Here is a 21,992-nt window from a genome sequence, read left to right on the forward strand (position 1 = left end):
CCTCACGAGGCTGGCAAGCGGCAGCGGCCCTGCCGCGCCGCCGCTAGTTGTCCCCGGCCCCGCCGGGGCTGCCGCTATCCGGGGCGCCGCCCTGCGGGGCCGGATCGGCCGTGGCGGCCCCGTCCGTCACCGCCGTCGGGTCGGGCGCCCCGGCGCTGCCGTCGCCCAGCACCGCGTCGATCCGCTTGATCGCCCGGTCGGTGATGTCGACGCTGTTGAGCGACAGGAAGACCGCCTGGGAATTGAGGATCGCCACCGCGCCGCTCTCGCGCACCATCCGGCCCAGCACCGGCAGCGCCTGCTTGAAGAAGCGCTTGCGCTCGCTGTCGCGCATCTGGGCGATGCGCTGGTTCTTGGCGTCCTGCTCGTGGCGGATCTTCTGCACCCGGGCGTCGAAATCGTCGGCCAGCTTGCGGAAAGCGTCGGGCGCCATGGTGGGGCGCTTCTCGGTCAGGCTCTTTTCCTCGGCGCTCAGCCGGGCCTCGATCTTTCGGTTCTCGGCCAGCAGCGCCTGCTGCGCCGTGTCGATATCCCGCGCGACGCGCTTGCCGAAGGCGGATTCGGTGAACAGCCGGTCCTGGTCGAGCGTCAGGATCGCGCTTTGCGGCGCGCCGTCGGCCGGCTGGCCCAGCGGAAAGGCGGGAATGGTGCCCTGCGCATATGCCGGCAGCGCCCCCGGCGTCAGAAGCGCCACCGCCCCCGCCGCCAGAACCGCTGCTGGCCGATCCCAGCTCATCAGAACTGGGTCGAGATCATCAGGTCGAAGTTCCGCACCTGGTCATAGCTCTGCTTCTGCAGCGCCCGCGAGAAGTTGAAGCGCAGCGGGCCGATCGGCGTGTCCCAGAAGATCGAGAAGCCGATGGCAGAGCGCAGGTGCATGCTGGTATCGATCGTCTGGCCATAGGTGTTGTCGAGCCCCCAGACCGAACCGGCATTGAAGAACACGCCGCCCCGGATGCCGTATTCCGTCGGCAGCCCGAGCGGGAATTCGGCCTCGACCCGGGCGACGGCGAACATGTTGCCGCCAAGCGCGTCCTGGTTGGTCGCGTTCAGATCGCGCGGACCGATGCCGTTGGCCTTGAAGCCGAGGATCTTGCCGGTGCCGAAATAGCGGTCCACCGCCCGGCTGTCGCCCTTGAGCATCGTCAGCACGCCGCCCTCGAGCGAGGCGCGCAGCGTCACCTCCTCGCGCGCCACCTTCTTCTCGGCCTTGGCCGCGGCCGAGGTCCGGATATAGCGGTTGTCGCCGCCGACCCCCGCGAAGTCCTGGCCGAAGCTCAGCAGCACCCCGGCATTGGGATTGAGCCCGGTGCGCCGCGTGTCGTAGCTGTAGCGGTAGCCGATGATCGAGGTGAGCTTGGTGCCGACCTCGTTGGTCAGGATCGAGGGCGTCGCCACGCCGTTGTCGACATTGCTCATCTTGTCCTGCGCGATGCGGTAATGCAGGCCCAGGCGGCCGTTCTCGCTGATCGGGAACTCGATCCCCGGCGTGACCGAGATGGTCTTGGTGTCGTAGTAGTTGTTGTTGTAGCTCGACGTCGCGTATTGCGCCCCGAACGAGAACTGCAGGTCACGCCCCAGCAGCGCCGGCTCGACGAAGGTGATCGACGAGGTCGCGTTGTCGACCCCCGAATTGATCGAGGCCTTGAGCGACTGGCCGCGGCCGAGGAAGTTCGATTCCGAGAAGCTGAGCGCCACGCCCGCGCCGGCATCGACGCCGTAGCTGACGCCGAAGGAGAGCGAGCCGGTCGGCTGTTCGGTGACGTTGGTATCGATGATCACCTGGTCCTTGGCCGTGCCCGGCTTGGTGGTCACCTGCACGTCCGAGAAGAAGCCGAGCGCCTTGATCCGGTCCGAGGCGGCGCGGATGGCGCGCGGGTTGAAGGGGTCGCCTTCGACGGTGTGGAACTGCCGCCGGATGACGCGGTCGAGCGTGGTGTTGTTGCCCTGGATGTCGATGCGCTGGACGAACAGCCGCGGCCCCTTGACCAGGGTGAAGGCGATGTCGAGCGTCTGGTTGCGGTCGTTGCGCGCCACCCGCGGCTCGACCCGGATGAAGTTCAGCCCCTTGGCCAGGGCCAGGTTCTCGAGCCGCTCGACATTGTATTGGACGATGGTCGGCGAATAGGTCTGGCCCGGCTTGATCCGCAGCGCGGCCTGGAAATCCTTGGCGTCGAGGCCGTGAACCTCGCTCGCCGCGGTGATCTTGCCGAACCTGTAGGACAGCCCCTCCTGCACCTTGAAGGTCAGGAAGAAGCTGTTGCGGTTGCGCGCCATGCTCGAGGTGACATCGAGCACCTGGAAGTCGATATAGCCGCGCGAGAGGTAGAAATCCTTGAGCTTCTGCTTGTCCTGGGTGAGGCGCTCGGCCAGGTAGCTGTCCTTCGAGATCAGCTGGTGCAGCAGGCCGGCCTGCTTGGTCTCGATCACCTGGCGCAGGCGGCGGTCGGAATAGGCCCGGTTGCCGATGAAGGAAACGCGGTGGATCTCGGTGATCCGGCCTTCCTGGATCTCGAAGACGAGATCGACGCGGTTGTCCGACCGGTGAATGATCTTGGGCGTGATCCGCGCCGCGTAGCGGGAATTGGCGCGGTAGAAGTCGGTCAGCGTCGCCGCGTCGGCCTCGGCCTGGGCCGGCGAATAGACCTTGCGCGACTGCGACTTGATGACCTTCGCCAGCTGGTCGTCCTTGTAACGCTTGTTGCCCTCGAAATTGATCACGTTGATGATCGGGTATTCCTTGACCTTGATCACCAGTGTGTTGCCTTGCGGCACCAGGTCGACCTGCTGGAACAGGCCAGATTGCGCGATGCGCTGGTAGGCGTCGTTGAGATCGGCGCCGCTGATCGTCGCGCCGCGCTTGATTCCGGCATAGGACAGGATCGTGCCCGGCTCGATCCGCTGGTTGCCCTCGACCCGGACCGCGGTGAAGCGATAGTCCTGGGCCTGGGCCTGCGCCGGCGTCACGCCCCAGGCGCAAACCATTGCCAGGACAAGGAAAAACGAAATGACAAGGGTGTTGAGAAGAGCGCCGCGACGGGCGTTGCGCGTCGTCTTGCGACCGGAGGTAACCTGCATCTCTTCCATCCTGCCCCTGCGCTGTTGACTTGGTTCTGACTAGCCTTAACCGAGGGGCTTGTCAAAAGGCGGAAACGCGCGGCGCCCTGTTAATGGACACCGCGCGCTCCGAGGTTTCGCGAGTGGGACAACGGGCCGGCCCGGCGCAGCGCGGGGCCGGCTTCTGCAGGGTCAGAACCCGGCCGAGACCAGGGCCTGGCCGAGGAAGGCGCCGGCCAGCAGGCCGACGACGATCGTGCCGATGAAGAACAGCCGATCGGCGTTGAGATTCACCAGCAGCGAGAGGCCGCGATAGCCGTCATGGATATGTTGCATGGGAGCCGCCCCCGAATTGCATTTCGTCGATGCAGATCTAGCGCGCGAATACGGCGAGATTACGGCATCCGGGTGGCGGCGGATCGCAACGCCCTCACGGCGGCGTGAGCGGCCCTCTGGGACAGGCCGGTCAGGGGCAGAACAGGTCGTTGCTCAGGGCGAAGACCATCAGCGCGATCAGCGCCGCCAGGCCGACGCTCATCAGGATGCGCAGCGCCCGTTCGCTCGGCGGCTTGCCGGTCACCCCTTCCCAGAGATGGAAGACCAGGTGGCCGCCGTCGAGCACCGGCACCGGGAACAGGTTCAGCAGCCCGACCGCGGTCGACAGCATGGCGATGAACCAGATGAAGCTGCCCGCGCCCTGGCTGGCCGCCGCGCCCGAGGTCTCGGCGATACCGATTGGGCCGCGCAGGTTGCACGACGAGATCGCGCCGGTGACCATGTGCCAGAGGCCGGAAATGCTGGTCTTGCCGATATACCAGATCTGGCTGGCGCCGATGCCGAGGGCCTCGACCGGGCCCGGCGTGCGCGTCTGCGGCGCGTAGAACAGCCCGCCCGAGATACCGATCAGCCAGCGCGTCTCGAAGCCGCCATCGGCCGTCGGCAGGTCCATCCGCCGCGGTTTCAGCGTCACCGACAGCGTCTTGCCGTCGCGCCAGACCGACAGATCGAGCGCCTTGCCGTCGGAATTGCCGACGATGTCGCGCAGTTGCGAGAAGGCGCTGATCGGCTTGCCGTCGACGGCCAGGATCACGTCGCCGGGTTCGAGCCCCGCCTCCATCGCCGCGGTCTGCGGCTGCACCGCGTCGACCAGCGGCGGGAAGGGATAGGGGCCGGTAACGGTCAGGTCGCTGCCGGCACGTTCGACGGTGTAATCGACGGTGGCGGCCGGGCTCAGCCCGTCGACGACGTCGAACAGCGCGGCATTGTCGGGCGTCGGCTTGCCGGCGATGGCGACGATGCGGTCGCCGGGTTCGAAATGCGCCACCGACTCGGGCAGCGGCTTGAGCGCGCCGATGGTCGGGGTGTCGGTGGCGACGCCCTGGACCATGAAGAAGCCGGCGAAGACCAGGATCGAGAGGATGAAGTTGAACATCGGCCCGGCCAGCACCGTCGCCGCCCGCGCCCAGAGCGGCGCGCCGTGCAGGGTCTGGCGCCGCTCCTCGGGCGACATCGTCTCGATCGAGTCGTCGCCGCGCCCCGAGGAGGCGTCGGAATCGCCGTGGAAGCGGACATAGCCGCCCAGCGGGAAGGCCGCGATCTGCCAGCGGGTGCCGCGCCTGTCGGTGCGCGAGGCCAGCACCGGGCCGAAGCCGAGGGAAAACACGTCCGCGCGGATACCGGACCAGCGACCGACGATGTAATGGCCGAATTCGTGCACCGCGACGATGATCGACAGGGCGATCACGAAGGCCACCGCGGTGTAGAGAAAGCCGCCGAACGACGGAATCAGCCCGGATATGTCCACGAAACCACCCCCATTGGTCTTTACGCCTGCGCCTGCATCTCTTGCACCGCCTCCTCGGCCCGTACCCGGGCGAGATGGTCGGTCTGCAGCACCATATCAAGGTCGACCGGGGCGATAGTGAGGCCGGAGTCGCACGAAAGCCGGGCAAGAACCTGTTCGACCACCTCGGCCATGGCCGGGAACGGGATCGCGCCCGCGATGAAGTGATCGAGCGCGACCTCCTTGGCGGCGTTGAAGGCGGCGCCGGCCAGCCCGCCGGTCTCCATCACCTGCCGCGCCAGCCACAGCGCCGGGAAGCGCACCGGGTCCGGCGCCTCGAAATCGAGCTGGCCGATGCGGGCGAGGTCGAGCCGCTCGACCGGCAGCTTGCGGCGCTCCGGCCAGTTCAGCGCATAGCCGATGGCGTGGCGCATGTCGGCCGGGCCGAGATGCGCCATCAGCGCGCCGTCGTTGAAGCCGACCAGGGCGTGGACGATCGACTGGGGATGGACCAGGACCTCGATCTTTTCCGGGTCGATGCCGAAGAATTCCTTGGTTTCAATCAGTTCCAGAGCCTTGTTGAACAGGCTCGCGGAATCGATCGAGATCCGCTGGCCCATCGACCAATTGGGATGGGCGACGGCCTGGGCCGGCGTGGCCTTGGCCAGCTGACTGGCGTTCCAGGTCCGGAACGGTCCGCCCGAGGCGGTGATGATGACGCGCTCGACGGCGGCGATGTCCTCGCCCACCAGCGCCTGGAACACGGCCGAATGCTCGCTGTCGACCGGCAGGATGCAGGCCCCATGGCGCCGCGCCTCGGCCATCAGCAGCGGGCCGGCGGTGACGAGGCTCTCCTTGTTGGCCAGTGCCAGCGTGCTGCCGTGGCTCAGCGCGCGGAAGCCGGGCAGCAGGCCGGCGGCGCCGACGATGGCCGACATCACCCAGTCGGCGCGGCGGTCGGCGGCCTCGGCGATCGCTTCCGGTCCGGCCGCGACCTCGGTCCCGGTGCCGGCCAGCGCCTCCTTCAGCGCGGCGTAGCATTCGGGATGGGCGGTGACGGCCAGCTCGGCCTGAAGCTCGCGCGCCTGGTCTGCCAGCCGGGCGATGTTGCGCCCGCCGGTGAGCGCCACGGTGCGAAAGGCCCGCGCCCCGCCCTCGCGTCGGATCAGGTCGACGGTGTTGACCCCGATCGAGCCGGTGGCGCCGAAGATCGAAACGCTGCGCATATCAGAGCCTCACCAGTGGAACATCGACGAATTGCGCCACCAGCAGCATCATCAATGCCGCGCCGAGAAGCCCGTCGAAGCGGTCGAGCAGCCCGCCATGGCCGGGGATCAGGGCCGAGCTGTCCTTGACCCCGGCCCGGCGCTTGATCGCGCTTTCGGCGATGTCGCCGAACTGCGCCGCAAGCGCGACGAAGGCGCTGATCCAGGGCAGGTCGGGCCCGGCATCGGTGAAGGACAGGAACAGCAGGCCGACCAGCGCCGCGCCGACCCAGCCGGCGACGGTGCCCGACCAAGTCTTCTTGGGGCTGACGGCGGGCCAGAATTTCGGACCGCCGATCAGCCGGCCCGCGAAATAACCGCCGACATCCGAGGCGATGACGACGAAGATCAGCCAGAACAGCCAGGTGCCGCCATATTCCAGCCGGAAGCCGATCAGCCCGTCGGCCGCCACCAGCATCGCCAGCGCATAGGCCGTGAAGATGCCGCGGTCGCGCGCCACCAGCATCGAACCGGCCAGCGGCGCCAGCACCAGCAGCACCACCGCGCCCTCGACCGGCAGCACCCGCGCGGCGAGGATCGAAGCCGCGGCCCCCAGCCCCAGCGGCACCGCCGCCCGGTCCGCGCCCATCATCGCCGCCAGTTCCCAGATCATCACCCCGCCGGCGATCACCGCCAGCGCGCCGAACCACCAGCCGCCCAGCCGCACCGCGGCGATGCCCACCAGAACCATCAGCACGCCGGAGATCAGCCGCGTGCGCAGATCGGACCACTTGGCGCCGCTCATGCCTTCACCGCGCCGAAGCGCCGCTCGCGCCCGGCGAAGCGGTCGAGGATGCGGGCCAGTTCCTCGGGCGTGAAATCGGGCCACAGGGTCGGGACGAACTCATATTCCGCATAGGCCGCCTGCCAGAGCAGGAAGTTCGACACCCGGGTCTCGCCGCTGGTGCGGATCACCAGGTCCGGGTCGGGCAAGGCAGCGGTGTCGAGCGCCGCGCTCACCGCCGCATCGTCGATCTCGTCCGGCGTCATTTCGCCTGCCGCCACCCTGCGCGCCAGCGCCCGGGTGGCCCGGGTCAGCTCGTCGCGGCCGCCGTAGTTGATCGCCACGGTCAGGTTCAGCCGGCTGTTGCCCTCGGTGCGCGCCTCGATGCCCTCCATCAGCCGCTGCAGCTTGGCGTCGAGGCGCGAACGGTCGCCGATGAAGCGCATCCGCACGCCCTCGTCCGACATCCGGTCGGCCTCTTTCTGGATATAGCGCGAGAAGATGCCCATCAGGCCGAGCACCTCCTCGGTCGAGCGCTTCCAGTTCTCGGTCGAGAAAGCGTAGACGGTCAGCCACCTGACGCCGAGATCGGGACAGGCGCGGACGATCTGCTTGACCCGCTCGGCGCCGCGGCGGTGACCGACCAGCCGCGGCCAGCCGCGCTGGGTCGCCCAGCGGCCGTTGCCGTCCATGATGATCGCCACATGCTCGGCCGTGCGGCGGGGCGGGTTGGAACCCGTTTCGTCCTTGGCGGCCACGTCCCTGCCCCTTCCCGGAATCACGCAGGTCTCAGACCTGCATGATCTCCTCCTGCTTCTCCTCCAGCGCCTTGTCGACCGCGGCGATCGCCTTGTCGGTCAGCTCCTGGATCTCGTCGTGCCAGATCTTGTGATCGTCCTCGCTCATCCCGGCGGCCTTGGCCTTCTTGAGATGGTCCATGCCGTCGCGGCGGACATTGCGAACCGCGACCCGCGCCTGCTCGGCATATTGCGCGGCGACCTTGGTCAGCTCGCGGCGGCGCTCCTCGTTCAGCTCGGGGATCGGCAGGCGGATGATGGTGCCGTCGACCACCGGGTTGATGCCGAGACCGGATTCGCGGATCGCCTTCTCGACCTTGCCCACCATCTGCTTGTCCCAGACGTTGATGGTGACCATCCGCGGCTCGGGCACGTTCACCGTGCCGACCTGGTTGATCGGCGTCATCTGGCCGTAGGCGTCCACGTGAACCGGTTCGAGGATCGTGGCCGAGGCGCGGCCGGTGCGCAGCGAGGCGAATTCGTGGCGCAGCGCCGTCATCGCGCCGTCCATCCGGCGCTGCAGATCGTCGAGGTCAATCTCGGTCGGGTCGTCCGACATGTCGTAATTCCTTAGCTAGTCCCATGGGTCAGCCGCCGCGGCGGGCCGGGTGGCCTTGCTATAGCAACTCGCCGCGCCGTTGAATACAGTTTCAACCGGTGACGCGCGTGTAAGTCCCCTCTCCGCGCAGAATCCCGCGGAAGCCGCCCGGCTCGTCGAGCGAGAAGACGATGATCGGCAGATGGTTGTCGCGGGCGAGCGCGATGGCGCTGGCATCCATCACGCCAAGGTGCTTCTGCAGCACCTCGTCGAAAGTGACGGTGTCGTAACGCTTGGCGTCCGTGTGCTTGACCGGGTCCTTGTCGTAGACGCCGTCGACCTTGGTGCCCTTGAAGATCGCCTCGCAGCGCATCTCGCTGGCGCGCAGCGTGGCGGCGGTGTCGGTGGTGAAATAGGGGTTGCCGGTGCCGGCTGCGAAGATCACCACCCGTTTCTTCTCCAGGTGGCGCACGGCGCGGCGGCGGATGTAGGGCTCGCAGACCTGGTCCATCGGGATCGCGCTGACGACGCGGGTGAAGACGCCCAGACTTTCCAGCGCCGACTGCATCGCCAGCGCGTTCATCACCGTCGCCAGCATGCCCATGTAATCGGCCGTGGTCCGCTCCATCCCCTGGGCGCTGCCCTGCAGCCCGCGGAAGATGTTGCCGCCGCCGATCACCATGCAGATCTCGACGCCCAGATCGTGGACCGACTTGACCTCGCGGGCGATGCGTTCGACGGTCGGCGGATGCAACCCGAACCCCTGATCGCCCATCAACGCCTCGCCCGAGATTTTCAGCAGGACCCGCTTGTAGGTCACTTCGTCCTGCGTTGACGATGCGTCGGTCATCTATCGTGCCCCTTGGAATTCTTGGTGTTCTTGACTTGGGGGCAAAATGTCGGAAAACGCCGCCGGGTTCAACGCCAAACCCGCGCCGCGGCGGTCGGATCCCGGCCGGGCCCGGCGACATGGATTAGGATTGCTGCGCAACGTGCTGGAAAACCTGAAGGACATACCGAAGGATATGCCGATCCTGCTGGCCGGACCGACGGCCTCGGGCAAGTCGGCGCTGGCGCTGGAACTGGCCGAGCGCGCGGGCGGCGTCATCGTCAATGCCGACGCACTCCAGGTCTATGCCAACTGGCGCCTGCTCACCGCCCGGCCGTCGCCGGAAGAGGAAGCGCGGGTGCCGCATCGGCTCTATGGCCATGTCGGGCGCGACCAGCCCTATTCGGTCGGCCACTGGCTGCGCGAGGTCGCGCCGCTGCTGAACGGGCGGGAGCGGCCGATTCTGGTCGGCGGCACGGGGCTTTACTTCACCGCCCTCACCTGCGGACTGGCCGAGATCCCGCCGACCCCGGCCGAGGTCCGGCAGGAAGCCGACGCGCTGCGCGCCGCCGAGGGCATCGAGGTGCTGCTGGCGGCGCTCGACGCCGAGACCCGGGCGAAGATCGACAGCCGCAACCCGGCCCGGGTCCAGCGCGCCTGGGAGGTGCTGCGCGCCACCGGTCGCGGGCTGTCGGCCTGGCAGGCCGACACGGCGCCGCCGCTGCTGCCGCTGGAAAGGGCCGCCGCCTTCGTGATCCGGGCCGAGCGCGACTGGCTGGCCGCCCGGATCGACCGCCGCTTCGACGCCATGATGGCGGCCGGGGCGCTCGATGAGGTCCGGGCCGAACTGCCCTACTGGGACCCGGCGCGGCCGTCCTCGCGCGCCATCGGGGCGCCCGAGCTGGTCGCCCATCTGCGTGGCGAAATCTCGCTGACAGAGGCCGTTGCCGCCGCCAAGCTGGCGACGCGCCAATATGCCAAGAGGCAACGAACCTGGTTCCGGAACCGTCTAGGTGCTTGGTCTGCCATAACTTTGCCGTGATTGCCCATTAGCCCGGCAGAGGGTGAAGGGAACGGCGTGACGATTTCATTTTTTCCTTTGGCCCGGACGGTCCTTTGGCTAGGCTCCGGTGCGTGTGAGCCGTGCCCGCACCGCCATACGACCGAAGGACCGTCACGCCGATGAACGACACGAGCCCTATCGCCAGCCCCCTCCGCCTGATCCAGATCCCGCGCCTCGCCGCCCGCGGCCGCTGGCGCGTCGAGGCCATGCGCTCGATCAACGAACCGTTGCTGTTGTGGTTCACCCGCGGCCAGGGCCGGATCACCGTCGGCGGCATCACCCGCGGCTACGGCGCCCATAACGCGATCTTTGTCCCGCCCGGTGTCATGCACGGCTTCGAGGTCTCGTCGCATGTCTTCGGCACCGCGATCTATTTCGGCCGCGACTGCGAATTGCCGCTGCCCGAGGAACCGCTGCACCTGCGGGTGCGCGACGCCGCCGCGCAGGTCGAGCTGACCGGCATCCTCGACAATATCCAGCGCGAGCTCGACAGCGACCGCCCGGCCCATGACCGCGCCGCGCATCACCATCTCGGGCTGCTCGGGGTCTGGCTCGACCGCCAGATCGCCCAGAGCGGCGCCGACAGCCGCCCGCGCGACGCCGCCGCCCGGCTGGTGGCGCGCTACACCGCGCTGGTCGAGCGCGATTTCCGCTCGGGCATGGGCGTGGCCGACTATGCCGCCGCGCTCGGGGTGACGCCGACCCACCTGACCCGGGTCTGCCGCCAGAGCTGCGACCGCTCGGCCCATGAACTGCTGCAGGACCGGGTCCTGTTCGAGGCCCGCAAGCTGTTGGCCGAGACCACGATTCCGGTCGGCGAGGTGTCGCGCCGGCTGGGCTTCACCTCGGCCGCCTATTTCACCCGCGCCTTCCAGAACCGCGTCGGCGCGACGCCCTCGGCCTTCCGCCGCGCCAACTGACATCGGCCCCCTTTGCCCGCCTTGGCGGCCGCCCCGGCCCCCCCGCCGCGCAAAGCGAGTCGCCCGGCCCCGTGAAACCCCCGCTGCGGCTAGCAGAAACTTGTGAAACCTCGGCGTTTCATGGGGTTGACCTCTGTCGCCATGTCGTTTCTCATTAATGAGGATGTCGCAAACGACACTTCATATGCCGATGGCGAGCGTTGACGTGGAGCGAGAAACCGTGCGCAATGCGCACGCTAGATGCGTATCCGCGCGCAATGGGGGATCACTAAGCCAGGATAACCTGCGACGACGCCAGAACGGCGTTCGCGGCGCGGCAACGACCGCCAACAACCATTACTCAACAGGGAGACTGAGATGACAGTTGACACTCATCCGGACGCAACCGTTCATCCGGCAGCACAAATGTATGCCGAGGAATATCGCGCCGGCGCGATCAGCCGTCGCGAATTCCTCACCCGCGCCTCGGCGCTCGGTGTCGCCGCCACCGCCGCCTACGGCCTGATCGGCGCCACCATGCCGGGCACCGCCGAAGCCGCGACCCCGCAGGAAGGCGGCACGCTGCGCGTGCAGATGCAGCTCAAGGCGCTCAAGGACCCGCGCACCTTCGACTGGTCGCAGATGGCGAACTTCACCCGCGGCTGGCTGGAATACCTGATCGAATACGAGCGTGACGGCAGCTTCCGCGGCATGCTGCTGGAAAGCTGGGACGCCAACGAGGACGCCACCGAATATACCCTGCACGTGCGCAAGGGCGTGACCTGGACCAACGGCGACGCCTTCACCGCGAAGGACGTGGCCTTCAACATCGAACGCTGGTGCGACGGCACGGTCGAGGGCAACTCGATGGCCAGCCGCATGGCATCGCTGATGGACGCCAAGACCAAGAAGGCCGCCGACGGCGCCATCACCGTGGTCGACGACCACACCGTCAAGCTCAAGCTCAACGCGCCCGACATCACCATCGTTCCGGGCATGGCCGACTACCCGGCCGCGATCGTGCACCAGAGCTATGACGGCGGCGACCCCTACAACAACTGGATCGGCACCGGCCCGTTCAAGCCGACCAATAACGAGGTCGGCGTCAAGCAGACGCTGGAGAAGAACACCGATCACGCCTGGTGGGGCACCGACGTCTATGGCGGTCCCTATCTCGACAAGATCGAGTTCATCGACCTCGGCACCGACCCCTCGGCCTATGTCGCCGCGGCCTCGTCGGACGAGATCGACATGACCTACCAGACCACCGGCGACTTCGTGCAGGTCTTCGACCAGCTCGGCTGGACCAAATCGGACGTCGTCACCGCGGCCACGATCTGCGTGCGCTGGAACCAGGGTGCCAAGCCTTACGACAACCTCAAGGTCCGCAAGGCGATGCAGATGGCCGTCGACAACAAGGTCATCCTCGAGCTCGGCTACAACAACCTCGGCACGCCGGCGGAAGACCACCATGTCTGCCCGATCCACCCGGCCTATGCCAAGCTGCCGCCGATGAAGGTCGATCCCAAGGCCGCCAAGGCGATGATGGACGAGGCCGGCCACGGCGACGACGAGTTCGAGCTGATCTCGATCGACGACGACTGGCAGAGCGCCACCTGCGACGCCGTCGCCGCCCAGATCCGCGACGCCGGCATGAAGGTCAAGCGCACCATCCTGCCCGGGTCGACGTTCTGGAACGACTGGACCAAGTACCCGTGGTCGGCCACCGAGTGGAACATGCGTCCGCTCGGCGTCCAGGTGCTGGCCCTGGCCTACAAGTCGGGCGTGCCGTGGAACGAGACCCACTTCTCGAACGCCGAGTTCGACAAGACCCTCGCCCAGGCGATGTCGATCGACAATGTCGAGAAGCGCCGGCCGGTGATGGCCAAGCTCGAGCAGATCATGCAGGACGAAGGCGTGATCATCCAGCCCTACTGGCGCTCGCTGTTCCGGCACTTCAAGCCGACCGTGCACGGCACCGAGATGCATCCGACCTTCGAGATGCACTCCTACAAGTGGTGGATCTCCTCCTGATCCCGACCGGGGGGTGACGGCGTCACCCCCCGCGCTCGCCTCGCTGGCGCCGTGGTCGCCCGCCGCGTGCCTCCGACCGGACTCGGGAAGGATAGCCCATGCTCATGTTTCTCCTGCGTCGTCTTGGAACGATGCTCCTCACGGCGTTCTGCCTGACCTTCGTGGTCTTCTTCTTAACGAACCTTCAGCCGAACCTCGAAAAGCTGGCCAAGACCGAGGCCTCGGCCCGGATGACCGACGAACAGGTCATCAGCTGGCTCGACATCCACGGCTACGGCGAGCCGCTGCTGGTGCGCTACGGCGAATGGCTCGGCGTGGTGAAGGGCTGGACCCGCACCAACCCGGAGACCGGCAAGATCACCGGCCGCTGCATCCGTGACGGCATGGACCCGGCGACGGCACCGCGCTACTGCGGCATCTTCCAGGGCGACTGGGGCTTCTCGACCGTGTTCAAGAACCCGGTTTCCTCGATCATCGGCACCCGTCTCGCCGCCACCGGCTGGCTGATGCTCTGGGTGCTGATCGTGATGATCCCGACCTCGCTGATCGTCGGCGTCCTGGCCGGCATGCGCGAGGGCACCCGCCTCGACCGGACGCTGTCGGTCGGCGCCATCGCCTCGACCGCGACGCCGGAATACGTCTCGGGCGTGATCCTGATCGTGGTCTTCTCCTCGACCATCGTCGGGCTGTCGCCGATCCTGCACCACTGGGGCTGGATCTCGACGCCCTACCTGTTCAAGGGCAGCGCCACCAGCGCGCTCGACCACATCACCTTCGAGAACTTCGCCCTGCCGGTCCTGACCGTGTCGCTCTACGGCACCGGCTATATCGCGCGCATGACCCGGGCCTCGATGACCGAGGTGATGACCGCGCAATATATCCGGACGGCCCGGCTCAAGGGCGTGAAGTTCCGCAACGTCGTCATCAAGCACGCGCTGCGCAACGCCCTGATCGCGCCCTTCACCGTCATCATGCTGCAGATCCCGTGGCTGCTGAACGGCGTCGTCATCACCGAGACCCTGTTCAACTACAAGGGCTTCGGCTGGACCCTGGTCCAGGCCGCCTCGAACAACGACATCGAGCTGCTGCTCGGCTGCTCGGTCGTCGCGGTGATCGTCGTCCTGCTGACCCAGCTGATCTCGGATGTCGGCTACGTCTACCTCAACCCCCGCATCCGGATTTCGTGAGGAGCCGCCATGCATCATGATGCTTTGACCTGGGGCGCGATCCTCGCCAAGATCCTGGTCCAGTTCACCCCGGTCTGGATCGCCCTGGTTGCGACCTTCGCCCTGTCGATCACCTTCAAGCGCCGGCTCGGCCTCTACGGCAAGCTGTTCGACAGCCCGATCGGCATGGTCGGCTTCGCGCTGGTCATGTTCTGGGTCTTCACCGCGGTCTTCGCCGACCTCATCGTCACCCATGCCCCGCTCGAGCAGGTCAGCCGGATGAAGAACGTCGCGCCCGGCACCGCCCTGCCCCAGTCGGCCGGGACCGGCTGGTACCTGCTGGGCGGCGATGCGCTGGCGCGCGACGTCTTCAGCCGCATGGTCGCCGGCAGCCGCGTCGTCATCGCCATCGCGCCGCTGGCCACCATCTTCGCCTTCATGGTCGGGATCACGCTGGGCCTGCCGGCGGGCTATTTCGGCAGCAAGTTCGACACCGTGCTCAGCTTCGTCGCCAACCTGATCCTGGCCTTCCCGGTGATCCTGCTGTTCTACCTGCTGGTGACGCCGGAGATCGTCAAATCGGGCCTGCCGCAATACATGGCGGCGATCCTGTTCCTGTTCCCGATCGTCTTCCTGGCGGTGCTGATCAACTCGCGCTTCTACGTCAAGCCGGGCTTCCGGAACATCGTCATCGCGGCGATCGTGGTCATCGGCGGCTGGTGCTACCTGTCGCTGCTCAGCCAGCCCGACACGCCGCTGGTGCTGCTGCCGGCGGGGATCGACCTGTTCAACATCCCCGGCAACACGATGATCGTCTTCGTCTCGGTGGTCTTCGTCAACTCGCCCACCGTGTTCCGCATCGTCCGCGGCCTGACGATGGACATCAAGAGCCGCGACTACGTCGCCGCCGCCCAGACAAGGGGCGAAGGGGCGTGGTACATCATGCTGTGGGAGATCCTGCCCAACGCGCGCGGGCCGCTGATCGTCGATTTCTGCCTCCGGATCGGCTACACCACCATCCTGCTCGGCACCTTGGGCTTCTTCGGCCTCGGCCTCAGCCCGGAAAGCCCCGACTGGGGCTCGACGATCAACGCCGGCCGCCGGCTGCTGTCGATCTATCCCTCGCCCGCGCTCACCCCCGCGCTCGCGCTGATGAGCCTGGTGCTCGGCCTCAACCTGCTGGCCGACGGTCTGCGTGAAGAAAGCCTGAAGGACTGATGCTCATGACCCGACGCACAGTCGCCCGCGCTTTCATCTTCACGAAAATATCCCGGGGGTCCGGGGGCAGCGCCCCCGGCCTCCCCTCCTGCTCCGGAGGCTTTCATGACTGACGCGACCACCTGGGATCCCTCCCAGCCGATCCTCGAGATCGAGAACCTCTCGATCAGCTTCTTCACCCGCCTGCGCGAGATCCCGGCGGTGATGGATTTCTCCTGCACGGTGATGCCGGGCGAGGCGATGGGCCTGGTCGGCGAATCCGGCTGCGGCAAGTCCACCGTCGCGCTCGGCGTGATGCAGGACCTCGGCGTCAACGGCCGCATCGTCGGCGGCTCGATCAAGTTCAAGGGCCGCAACCTGAACGAGATGTCCGCTGCCGAGCTGCGCCAGATCCGCGGCAAGGAAATCGCGATGATCTACCAGGAGCCGATGGCCTCGCTGAACCCGGCGATGAAGATCGGCCAGCAGCTGGCCGAAGTGCCGATGATCCACGAGAACATGGCCAAGTCCGAGGCCTGGGCGCTGGCCCGCCAGATCGTCGAGGACGTGCGCCTGCCCGACCCGGACCGTATCCTCAAGGCCTATCCGCACCAGCTCTCGGGTGGCCAGCAGCAGCGCATCGTCATCGCCATGGCGCTGATGTCGAAGCCGGCGCTCTTGATCCTCGACGAACCGACCACCGCGCTCGACGTCACCGTCGAGGCCGGCATCGTCGAGCTGGTCAAGGAGCTGGGGGTGAAATACGGCACCTCGATGCTGTTCATCAGCCACAACCTCGGCCTGATCCTCGAGACCTGCAACCGGCTCTGCGTGATGTATTCGGGCGAGGCGGTCGAGACCGGCTCGATCAAGGAAGTTTTCGACAAGATGCGCCACCCCTATACCCAGGCGCTGTTCCGCTCGATCCCGCTGCCCGGCGCCGACAAGAACGAACGGCCGCTGATCGCGATCCCGGGCAACTTCCCGCTGCCGCACGAGCGGCCGCAGGGCTGCAACTTCGGCCCGCGCTGCGACTATTTCGAGGACGGGCGCTGCAATCGCGGCGATATCCCGATGGACTCCGTGCCCGGCGACGACCGCCATGACAGCCGCTGCCTGAAATTCAAGGAAATCGACTGGTCGCTGCCGGCCAAGGCGTCGAAGACCTTCGAAAAGACCGAACCGGGCGAGGTGGTGCTGCGCATGGAGGACCTGCGCAAGTATTACGAGGTCTCGGCCAACGCCCTGTTCGGCTCGGGCGGCGAGACCAAGGTGGTCAAGGCCAACGAGACCCTGTCCTTCGAGGCGCGCGAGGGCGAGACGCTGGCGATCGTCGGCGAATCCGGCTGCGGCAAGTCGACCTTCGCCAAGGTGCTGATGGGGCTGGAGACGGCGACCGCGGGCGAGATCCTGCTGTTCGACGAGAACATCCAGGACACACCGATCGAGCAGCGCAACGCCGATACCGTGTCCTCGGTCCAGATGGTGTTCCAGAACCCGTTCGACACGCTCAACCCGTCGATGACCGTCGGCCGCCAGATCATCCGGGCGCTGGAGATCTTCGGCGAGGGCAAGAACGACACCGAGCGGCGCAACCGGATGCTCGAACTGCTCGACCTGGTCAAGCTGCCGCGCGAATTCGCCGACCGGATGCCGCGCCAGCTCTCGGGCGGGCAGAAGCAGCGCGTCGGCATCGCCCGCGCCTTCGCCGGCGGCGCCAAGATCGTCGTCGCCGACGAGCCGGTCTCGGCCCTCGACGTCTCGGTCCAGGCGGCGGTGACGGATCTGCTGATGGACATCCAGCGCCGCGAGCGGACGACGCTGCTGTTCATCAGCCACGACCTGTCGATCGTGCGCTACCTGTCGGACCGGGTCATGGTGATGTATCTCGGCCATGTCGTCGAGATGGGGACGACCGACCAGGTCTTCGCCCCGCCCTATCACCCCTATACCGAGGCGCTGCTCTCGGCCGTGCCGATCGCCGACACCCGGGTCAAGAAGAAGCACATCGTGCTCGAGGGCGACATTCCCTCGGCGGTCAACCCGCCGCCGGGCTGCCCGTTCCAGACCCGCTGCCGCTGGAAGGACAAGGTCGCCGGCGGCCTGTGCGACACCGAGGTGCCGCCGATCCGCGATCTCGGCAGCGGCCACCAGGTGAAATGCCACCTGCCGCAGGAAGAGCTCGACAGCATGGAGCCGGTGATCCAGATCACGGCCGAGGCGGCGGAGTAACCGCGCTTCCCGGGATTGAATGGGACGGCGCGGGCCGGCAGTCTGGCTCTGGAGGTGATCCATGCCCCTGCCCGCCCGCGCCGCCCTGTTCTACCTGCTTAGCCTCGGATTTTCCTGGAACTACTGGGGCTGGATGCTGGCCAGTGGTCGTCACGTCGCGCCGGACACCCCCTATAGCCACCTGCCCGGCCTGCTGGGCCCGCTGTTGGCGGCCGGGATTGCCACCGCGCTCACCGAGGGCCGCCCCGGGCTGCGCCGCCTGCTGGGCGATGCGGTCCGTTTCCCGAAACGCCCCGGTATCATCCTCGCCCTGATCCTCGCCCCGCCGGCCCTTGCCGCGGCCTGGATCGCGGCCGCCGCCCTCCGCGGCCAGCCGCTGCCGCCGCTCGCCGATGTCCTCGCCTATCCCGGCCTGCCCGCCGGCCTTCCGGCCCCGGCGCTGCCGCTGATCGTGCTGCTGCTCAACGGCTACGGCGAGGAGGCGGGCTGGCGCGGCTACCTGTTGCCGCTGCTCCTGCCCCGGCTCGGCCGGTTCCGCGCCACCCTGACCGTCGCCGCGCTGTGGCTTTTCTGGCACCTGCCGTTGTTCTGGCTCAACGCCTCGATGACGGCGCTGATCGGCCCGATGGTCATCGGCTGGGCCATCGGCCTCACCCTCGGCCCCTTCGTCCTCAGCCATCTCTACCTGATCTCGGGCCGCAGCCTGCCGGCCGTGGTGCTGTGGCACCTCGCCTACAACCTCTCGGTCGCAACACCGGCGACCGCGGGCCTCCCGGCCGCCTTCGTCTCGGCCGTGGTCATGCTCTGGGGCCTCGGCATCGCGATCCACTGGGCGCGGATCAGCCGCTCCCGAGGATCGCCTTGACGTAATTCCGGGTCTCGGCATAGGGCGGCACGCCGCCATGCTTCTCGACCGCCTCGGGCCCGGCATTGTAGGCCGCCAGCGCCAGCCGCCAGCTGCCGAAGCGGTCGTACATCATCCGCAGATAGCGCGCGCCGCCGTCGAGATTCTCGCGCGGGTCGGTCGAATCGACCCCCATGTGCCGTGCCGTCTCGGGCATCAGCTGCGCCAGCCCCTTCGCCCCCTTGTCCGAGACCGCGCGGTGGTTCCAGCCCGACTCCCGCTGCACCAGCCGCAGGAACAGATCCTCCGGGATGCCGTGGCGCCGCGCCGCCGCCCGCGCCAGCGCCAGGAACTGGCCGCTGTAGCGCCCCTGGTAACGCGGGACACTGCCGTCCTCGATCTTGGGCTTGAGCCGGTCGGAATGGGAATACTGGCTCGCCAGCCGGCCATCGAGCAGCTTGGTCTGCGAGCGGAACAGCTGAACGCGCGAGTTGGAGGTCGACAGCCGCAGCCCGCCATCGCCCGCCCGCGCCGCGGCGCCAGTGCCGAGCGCGACCGCCAGCGTCCCGGCCAGCAGCGCGCCTTTTCGCGCCATGCCCGTCGCCATGCCTGTCGTCGCAATGCCCGTCATCGCTCGCCCCTCGTCCAGCCCGGCGCAATATAGGGGAAAATGCCATCCCCCGCCAGCCGCGGCCCCTGCGCCGACGATTTCCCGCCGATAAGGCTTTAGGAACCCGTCTGCCGTGATATATGCAGGGTCCACAAGGATTCGACGGGAGAAACGCATGGCAGGCTCGGTCAACAAGGTCATTCTGGTAGGCAATCTGGGCCGCGACCCCGAGGTGCGCAGCTTCTCCAACGGCGGCAAGGTGTGCAACCTGCGCATCGCCACCTCCGAGACCTGGCGCGACCGCAACACCGGCGAGCGGCGCGAGCGGACCGAGTGGCACTCGGTCGCGATCTTCTCGGAGCCGCTGGCCAAGATCGCCGAGCAATATCTGCGCAAGGGCTCGAAGGTCTATATCGAGGGCCAGCTGGAAACCCGCAAATGGCAGGACCAGTCGGGCCAGGACCGCTATTCGACCGAGGTCGTGCTGCGCCCCTATCGCGGCGAGCTGACCCTGCTCGACAGCCGCGGCGAAGGCGGTGGCGGCGGCTTCGGCGGCAATGGCGGCGGTTATGACAGCGGCCCGTCGGGCGGCGGCTACGGCGGCGGCTCGGACCAGGGCGGCGGCTATGGCGGCGGCGGCGGTTTCGGCGGCGGCTCCGGGGGCGGCCGCGGCGACATGGACGACGAAATCCCGTTCTGAGCCCGTCCCGAGCCAATTTCCAAGGGGGCCCGCACGGCCCCCTTTTTCATGCCCGGCCACAAGCGCACGCCGCCTTTCCGCTTTCACCTGAGTGGAAATATCCTCGGGGGTGAATGCGCGCCAAGGCGCGCAGAGGGGGCAGACGGCCCCCTGCCCGGCCACCACGCCCGCGACACCGGGCAGCACGCAGCGCGACCGCCACGGCCCCGCCGCCGCAGGCGGCCCGGCCCAAACCAACCCGGCCCAGACCAACCCGGCCCAGACCAACCCGGCCCAAACCAACCCGCAGCTCGGCCGCACGGCCGCGCCGCAGGGGCTGGAGCATCTTGGAACCGTAGATCAGCGCCGGGCGAGCGCCTCTTCCAGCACCGCCTTCACCGCACCCGGATCGACATCGTCGGCGACGAAGGCCTCGCCGATGCCGCGCGCGAGGATGAAGCGCAGCCTGCCGTCGACCACCTTCTTGTCCTGCGCCATCAGCGCCAGCAGGCCCTCGGCATCGGGCAGCTCGCCGGGAATGTCGGCCAGGTCGACCTTCATCCCCATCGCCCGCAGATGCGCCCGGACCCGGCTCGGCGCCTCCTGCGCACACAGCCCCAGCCGCTGCGACAGCTCGAAGGCCAGCGCGCAGCCGATCGCCACGCCCTCGCCATGCAGCAGCCGGTCGGAATAGCCCGTCGCCGCCTCGAGCGCATGGCAGAAGGTGTGGCCGAGGTTGAGCAGCGCGCGCTCGCCCTGCTCGGTCTCGTCGCGCGCGACGATGCCGGCCTTCATCTCGACCGAGCGACGCACCGCGTATTGGCGTCGGACCGGATCGACCGCCAGCGCCGGGCCGTGCTCCTCGAGCCAGTCGAAGAACTCGGCGTCGCCCAGCAGCCCGTATTTCACCACCTCGCCATAGCCGGCGAGGAAGTCGCGCGGGGCCAGGGTTTCCAGCACCCCGATATCGGCCAGCACCAGCGACGGCTGGTGGAAGGCGCCGATCAGGTTCTTGCCCTGCGGCGCGTTGATCCCGGTCTTGCCGCCGACCGAGCTGTCGACCTGGGCCAGCAGCGTCGTCGGGATCTGGACGAAGCGCACGCCCCGGCGCAGCACCGCGGCGGCGAAGCCGGCGAGGTCGCCGATGACGCCGCCGCCGAAGGCGACGACCATGTCGCGGCGCTCGACCTTCTGCTCCAGCAGCCATTCGACGGCGCGGGTGAATTGCGGCCAGCCCTTCGTCGCCTCGCCCGCCGGCAGCGCCAGCGCCACCATCTCGACCCCCGCGGCCGCCAGGCCGGCACGCAGGCTTTCCAGGTGCAGCCCGGCGACGGTCTCGTCGGTCAGCACGGCGACCCGCGGCCGGGCCAGCAGCGGCGCGATCTCGGCCCCGGCCCGGGCGATCAGCCCGGCGCCGATCCGCACCTCGTAGGAGCGCGCCCCGAGCGCGACCTGCACCGCATCCACCGTCATCTCAGATCCTTTCCAGCACGTCGGGCCGCGCCGCCAATGCCTCGATCACCTTCTCGGCCATCTGCTCGACCGAATAGGACGGGTCGGCATCGACCGCGATATCGGCCTTGGCATATTCCGGCACCCGGGCCTCGTAAAGCGCCGCCAGGGTGGCGCGCGGGTTCTCGGTGCGCAACAGCGGCCGGGTCGAGCGGTGCCGGACCCGGTTCCACAGCAGCTCGAGATCGGCCCGCAGCCAGACCGCGACGCCGCAGGCCGAGATCAGGCCCTGGTTCTTTTCCGACAGGAAGGCGCCGCCGCCGGTCGACAGCACGCAGGGCTTGCCGGCCAGCAGCCGCGCCAGCACCTGGGTTTCCTTGAGCCGGAAGAACGGCTCGCCGTCGCGGGCGAAGATCTCGGCGATGGTCATGTTCGCCGCCTTCTCGATCTCCTCGTCCGAATCGAGGAAGGGAACGTCCAGCATCCGCGCCAGCTGGGTGCCGACGGCGGTCTTGCCGGCGCCCATCATCCCCACCATAACCACCGTTTTCTTCAGCTCCCAGGCCACTGGGCAGTCTCTCGCCTACAACAAAGTTTGTCCCCTCAATGGCGTGAAGTTCGGCGAATTGCCATATATAATCCGCGAAAGCCGCCACGCGGGCGGGGCAAAAGACGGCAAAGGGCAAAAGGGGCAGGTGTGATGGGGCGTTTGGCGAAAGCATTCGTGGTTCTTATTCTTCTCGGCTTGGTGGCCCTGGTGGGCTATGCCTACTATCCCGGCACGCTGACGCCGCCGGCCCGGCATGTCGATCAGCCGGTACAG

The 21,992-nt window shown here is 67.8% G+C and carries 20 protein-coding genes; 8 read left to right on the top strand and 12 right to left on the bottom strand.

Annotation, left to right across the window (positions count from 1 at the left end):
• Window positions 1–43: 43 nt before the first annotated feature.
• From ACFOES_RS05870 to pyrH, 9 genes are all read right to left on the bottom strand, one after another.
• Window positions 44–736 (bottom strand): OmpH family outer membrane protein, encoded by a 693-nt coding sequence (locus tag ACFOES_RS05870; protein WP_377832264.1) that lies wholly within the window; start codon window positions 734–736, stop codon window positions 44–46.
• Window positions 736–3,078 (bottom strand): outer membrane protein assembly factor BamA, encoded by a 2,343-nt coding sequence (gene bamA / locus ACFOES_RS05875; protein ID WP_377832265.1) that lies wholly within the window; start codon window positions 3,076–3,078, stop codon window positions 736–738. Before bamA ends, ACFOES_RS05870 begins: the two co-directional genes overlap by 1 nt.
• Window positions 3,079–3,249: 171 nt before the next feature.
• Window positions 3,250–3,393, bottom strand: a complete 144-nt coding sequence (locus ACFOES_RS05880) for a hypothetical protein (RefSeq protein WP_377832266.1) — start codon at window positions 3,391–3,393, stop codon at window positions 3,250–3,252.
• A gap of 130 nt (window positions 3,394–3,523) precedes the next feature.
• A complete protein-coding gene (gene rseP, locus ACFOES_RS05885; protein ID WP_377832267.1) occupies window positions 3,524–4,861 on the bottom strand; it encodes an RIP metalloprotease RseP in 1,338 nt (445 codons plus the stop codon).
• Window positions 4,862–4,881: 20 nt separating this feature from the next.
• Window positions 4,882–6,066, bottom strand: a complete 1,185-nt coding sequence (dxr, locus tag ACFOES_RS05890; RefSeq protein ID WP_377832268.1) for a 1-deoxy-D-xylulose-5-phosphate reductoisomerase — start codon at window positions 6,064–6,066, stop codon at window positions 4,882–4,884.
• A gap of 1 nt (window position 6,067) precedes the next feature.
• Window positions 6,068–6,850, bottom strand: a complete 783-nt coding sequence (locus tag ACFOES_RS05895; protein WP_377832269.1) for a phosphatidate cytidylyltransferase — start codon at window positions 6,848–6,850, stop codon at window positions 6,068–6,070.
• Entirely contained in the window at window positions 6,847–7,587 is a 741-nt protein-coding gene (uppS, locus tag ACFOES_RS05900; protein WP_377832270.1) for a polyprenyl diphosphate synthase, read from the bottom strand. Before uppS ends, ACFOES_RS05895 begins: the two co-directional genes overlap by 4 nt.
• Before the next feature lie 31 nt (window positions 7,588–7,618).
• Complete coding sequence (gene frr / locus ACFOES_RS05905) at window positions 7,619–8,185, bottom strand: ribosome recycling factor (RefSeq protein ID WP_377832271.1); 567 nt, start codon at window positions 8,183–8,185, stop codon at window positions 7,619–7,621.
• 91 nt (window positions 8,186–8,276) lie between these two features.
• Window positions 8,277–9,014 carry a UMP kinase gene (gene pyrH, locus ACFOES_RS05910; protein WP_377832272.1) on the bottom strand — a complete coding sequence of 246 codons (738 nt, stop codon included), beginning with the start codon at window positions 9,012–9,014 and terminating at the stop codon, window positions 8,277–8,279.
• A 46-nt stretch (window positions 9,015–9,060) separates the two neighbouring features.
• Here pyrH and miaA point away from each other — a divergent pair, with 46 nt between their 5' ends.
• The 7 genes from miaA (at window position 9,061) to ACFOES_RS05945 (ending at window position 18,449) form a co-directional block, all read left to right on the top strand.
• Entirely contained in the window at window positions 9,061–10,035 is a 975-nt protein-coding gene (gene miaA, locus ACFOES_RS05915) for a tRNA (adenosine(37)-N6)-dimethylallyltransferase MiaA (protein WP_377832273.1), read from the top strand.
• 140 nt (window positions 10,036–10,175) lie between these two features.
• Window positions 10,176–10,976, top strand: coding sequence for an AraC family transcriptional regulator (locus tag ACFOES_RS05920; RefSeq protein WP_377832274.1), 801 nt, complete (start codon window positions 10,176–10,178; stop codon window positions 10,974–10,976).
• 357 nt (window positions 10,977–11,333) lie between these two features.
• Entirely contained in the window at window positions 11,334–12,989 is a 1,656-nt protein-coding gene (locus ACFOES_RS05925; protein ID WP_377832275.1) for an ABC transporter substrate-binding protein, read from the top strand.
• Window positions 12,990–13,087: 98 nt separating this feature from the next.
• The gene (locus tag ACFOES_RS05930) at window positions 13,088–14,176 is read left to right on the top strand and encodes an ABC transporter permease (RefSeq protein ID WP_377832276.1); all 1,089 of its coding nucleotides are present in this window, start codon (window positions 13,088–13,090) and stop codon (window positions 14,174–14,176) included.
• A 9-nt stretch (window positions 14,177–14,185) separates the two neighbouring features.
• Window positions 14,186–15,373 (top strand): ABC transporter permease, encoded by a 1,188-nt coding sequence (locus ACFOES_RS05935; RefSeq protein WP_377832277.1) that lies wholly within the window; start codon window positions 14,186–14,188, stop codon window positions 15,371–15,373.
• 105 nt (window positions 15,374–15,478) lie between these two features.
• Window positions 15,479–17,584: a dipeptide ABC transporter ATP-binding protein gene (locus ACFOES_RS05940; RefSeq protein WP_377832278.1), complete on the top strand. Its 2,106-nt coding sequence runs from the start codon at window positions 15,479–15,481 to the stop codon at window positions 17,582–17,584.
• Between the two features lie 61 nt (window positions 17,585–17,645).
• Window positions 17,646–18,449, top strand: coding sequence for a CPBP family glutamic-type intramembrane protease (locus tag ACFOES_RS05945; protein ID WP_377832279.1), 804 nt, complete (start codon window positions 17,646–17,648; stop codon window positions 18,447–18,449).
• On the opposite strand, the gene ACFOES_RS05950 is transcribed toward ACFOES_RS05945, so the two are convergent.
• Complete coding sequence (locus tag ACFOES_RS05950) at window positions 18,424–19,059, bottom strand: lytic transglycosylase domain-containing protein (RefSeq protein WP_377832280.1); 636 nt, start codon at window positions 19,057–19,059, stop codon at window positions 18,424–18,426. The genes ACFOES_RS05945 and ACFOES_RS05950 overlap by 26 nt on opposite strands.
• A 154-nt stretch (window positions 19,060–19,213) precedes the next feature.
• On the opposite strand from ACFOES_RS05950, the gene ssb reads away from it, so the two are divergent.
• Window positions 19,214–19,738 carry a single-stranded DNA-binding protein gene (gene ssb, locus ACFOES_RS05955; protein ID WP_377832281.1) on the top strand — a complete coding sequence of 175 codons (525 nt, stop codon included), beginning with the start codon at window positions 19,214–19,216 and terminating at the stop codon, window positions 19,736–19,738.
• Between the two features lie 339 nt (window positions 19,739–20,077).
• Here the strand turns inward: ssb and aroB are convergent, their stop codons facing one another.
• Together aroB and ACFOES_RS05965 are read right to left on the bottom strand one after the other, a co-directional pair.
• The gene (gene aroB / locus ACFOES_RS05960) at window positions 20,078–21,190 is read right to left on the bottom strand and encodes a 3-dehydroquinate synthase (RefSeq protein WP_377832282.1); all 1,113 of its coding nucleotides are present in this window, start codon (window positions 21,188–21,190) and stop codon (window positions 20,078–20,080) included.
• A 1-nt stretch (window position 21,191) separates the two neighbouring features.
• Window positions 21,192–21,737, bottom strand: a complete 546-nt coding sequence (locus ACFOES_RS05965) for a shikimate kinase (RefSeq protein WP_377832283.1) — start codon at window positions 21,735–21,737, stop codon at window positions 21,192–21,194.
• Window positions 21,738–21,992 lie beyond the last annotated feature (255 nt).

Source organism: Acidimangrovimonas pyrenivorans, from assembly GCF_042643245.1.
In the GTDB taxonomy this organism is placed as follows: domain Bacteria; phylum Pseudomonadota; class Alphaproteobacteria; order Rhodobacterales; family Rhodobacteraceae; genus Acidimangrovimonas; species Acidimangrovimonas pyrenivorans.

Excerpts from the sequence above, each read along its gene's own strand:
- ACFOES_RS05950 (WP_377832280.1), bottom strand. The coding sequence starts at position 19,059 with ATGACGGGCATTGCGACGACAGGCATGGCGACGGGCATGGCGCGAAAA.
- ACFOES_RS05930 (WP_377832276.1), top strand. The coding sequence starts at position 13,088 with ATGCTCATGTTTCTCCTGCGTCGTCTTGGAACGATGCTCCTCACGGCG.
- ACFOES_RS05940 (WP_377832278.1), top strand. The coding sequence starts at position 15,479 with ATGACTGACGCGACCACCTGGGATCCCTCCCAGCCGATCCTCGAGATC.
- ACFOES_RS05935 (WP_377832277.1), top strand. The coding sequence starts at position 14,186 with ATGCATCATGATGCTTTGACCTGGGGCGCGATCCTCGCCAAGATCCTG.
- ACFOES_RS05925 (WP_377832275.1), top strand. The coding sequence starts at position 11,334 with ATGACAGTTGACACTCATCCGGACGCAACCGTTCATCCGGCAGCACAA.
- ACFOES_RS05870 (WP_377832264.1), bottom strand. The coding sequence starts at position 736 with ATGAGCTGGGATCGGCCAGCAGCGGTTCTGGCGGCGGGGGCGGTGGCG.
- ACFOES_RS05895 (WP_377832269.1), bottom strand. The coding sequence starts at position 6,850 with ATGAGCGGCGCCAAGTGGTCCGATCTGCGCACGCGGCTGATCTCCGGC.
- pyrH (WP_377832272.1), bottom strand. The coding sequence starts at position 9,014 with ATGACCGACGCATCGTCAACGCAGGACGAAGTGACCTACAAGCGGGTC.
- ssb (WP_377832281.1), top strand. The coding sequence starts at position 19,214 with ATGGCAGGCTCGGTCAACAAGGTCATTCTGGTAGGCAATCTGGGCCGC.
- dxr (WP_377832268.1), bottom strand. The coding sequence starts at position 6,066 with ATGCGCAGCGTTTCGATCTTCGGCGCCACCGGCTCGATCGGGGTCAAC.
- bamA (WP_377832265.1), bottom strand. The coding sequence starts at position 3,078 with ATGCAGGTTACCTCCGGTCGCAAGACGACGCGCAACGCCCGTCGCGGC.
- miaA (WP_377832273.1), top strand. The coding sequence starts at position 9,061 with ATGTCGGAAAACGCCGCCGGGTTCAACGCCAAACCCGCGCCGCGGCGG.
- ACFOES_RS05880 (WP_377832266.1), bottom strand. The coding sequence starts at position 3,393 with ATGCAACATATCCATGACGGCTATCGCGGCCTCTCGCTGCTGGTGAAT.
- aroB (WP_377832282.1), bottom strand. The coding sequence starts at position 21,190 with ATGACGGTGGATGCGGTGCAGGTCGCGCTCGGGGCGCGCTCCTACGAG.
- ACFOES_RS05945 (WP_377832279.1), top strand. The coding sequence starts at position 17,646 with ATGCCCCTGCCCGCCCGCGCCGCCCTGTTCTACCTGCTTAGCCTCGGA.
- frr (WP_377832271.1), bottom strand. The coding sequence starts at position 8,185 with ATGTCGGACGACCCGACCGAGATTGACCTCGACGATCTGCAGCGCCGG.
- ACFOES_RS05920 (WP_377832274.1), top strand. The coding sequence starts at position 10,176 with ATGAACGACACGAGCCCTATCGCCAGCCCCCTCCGCCTGATCCAGATC.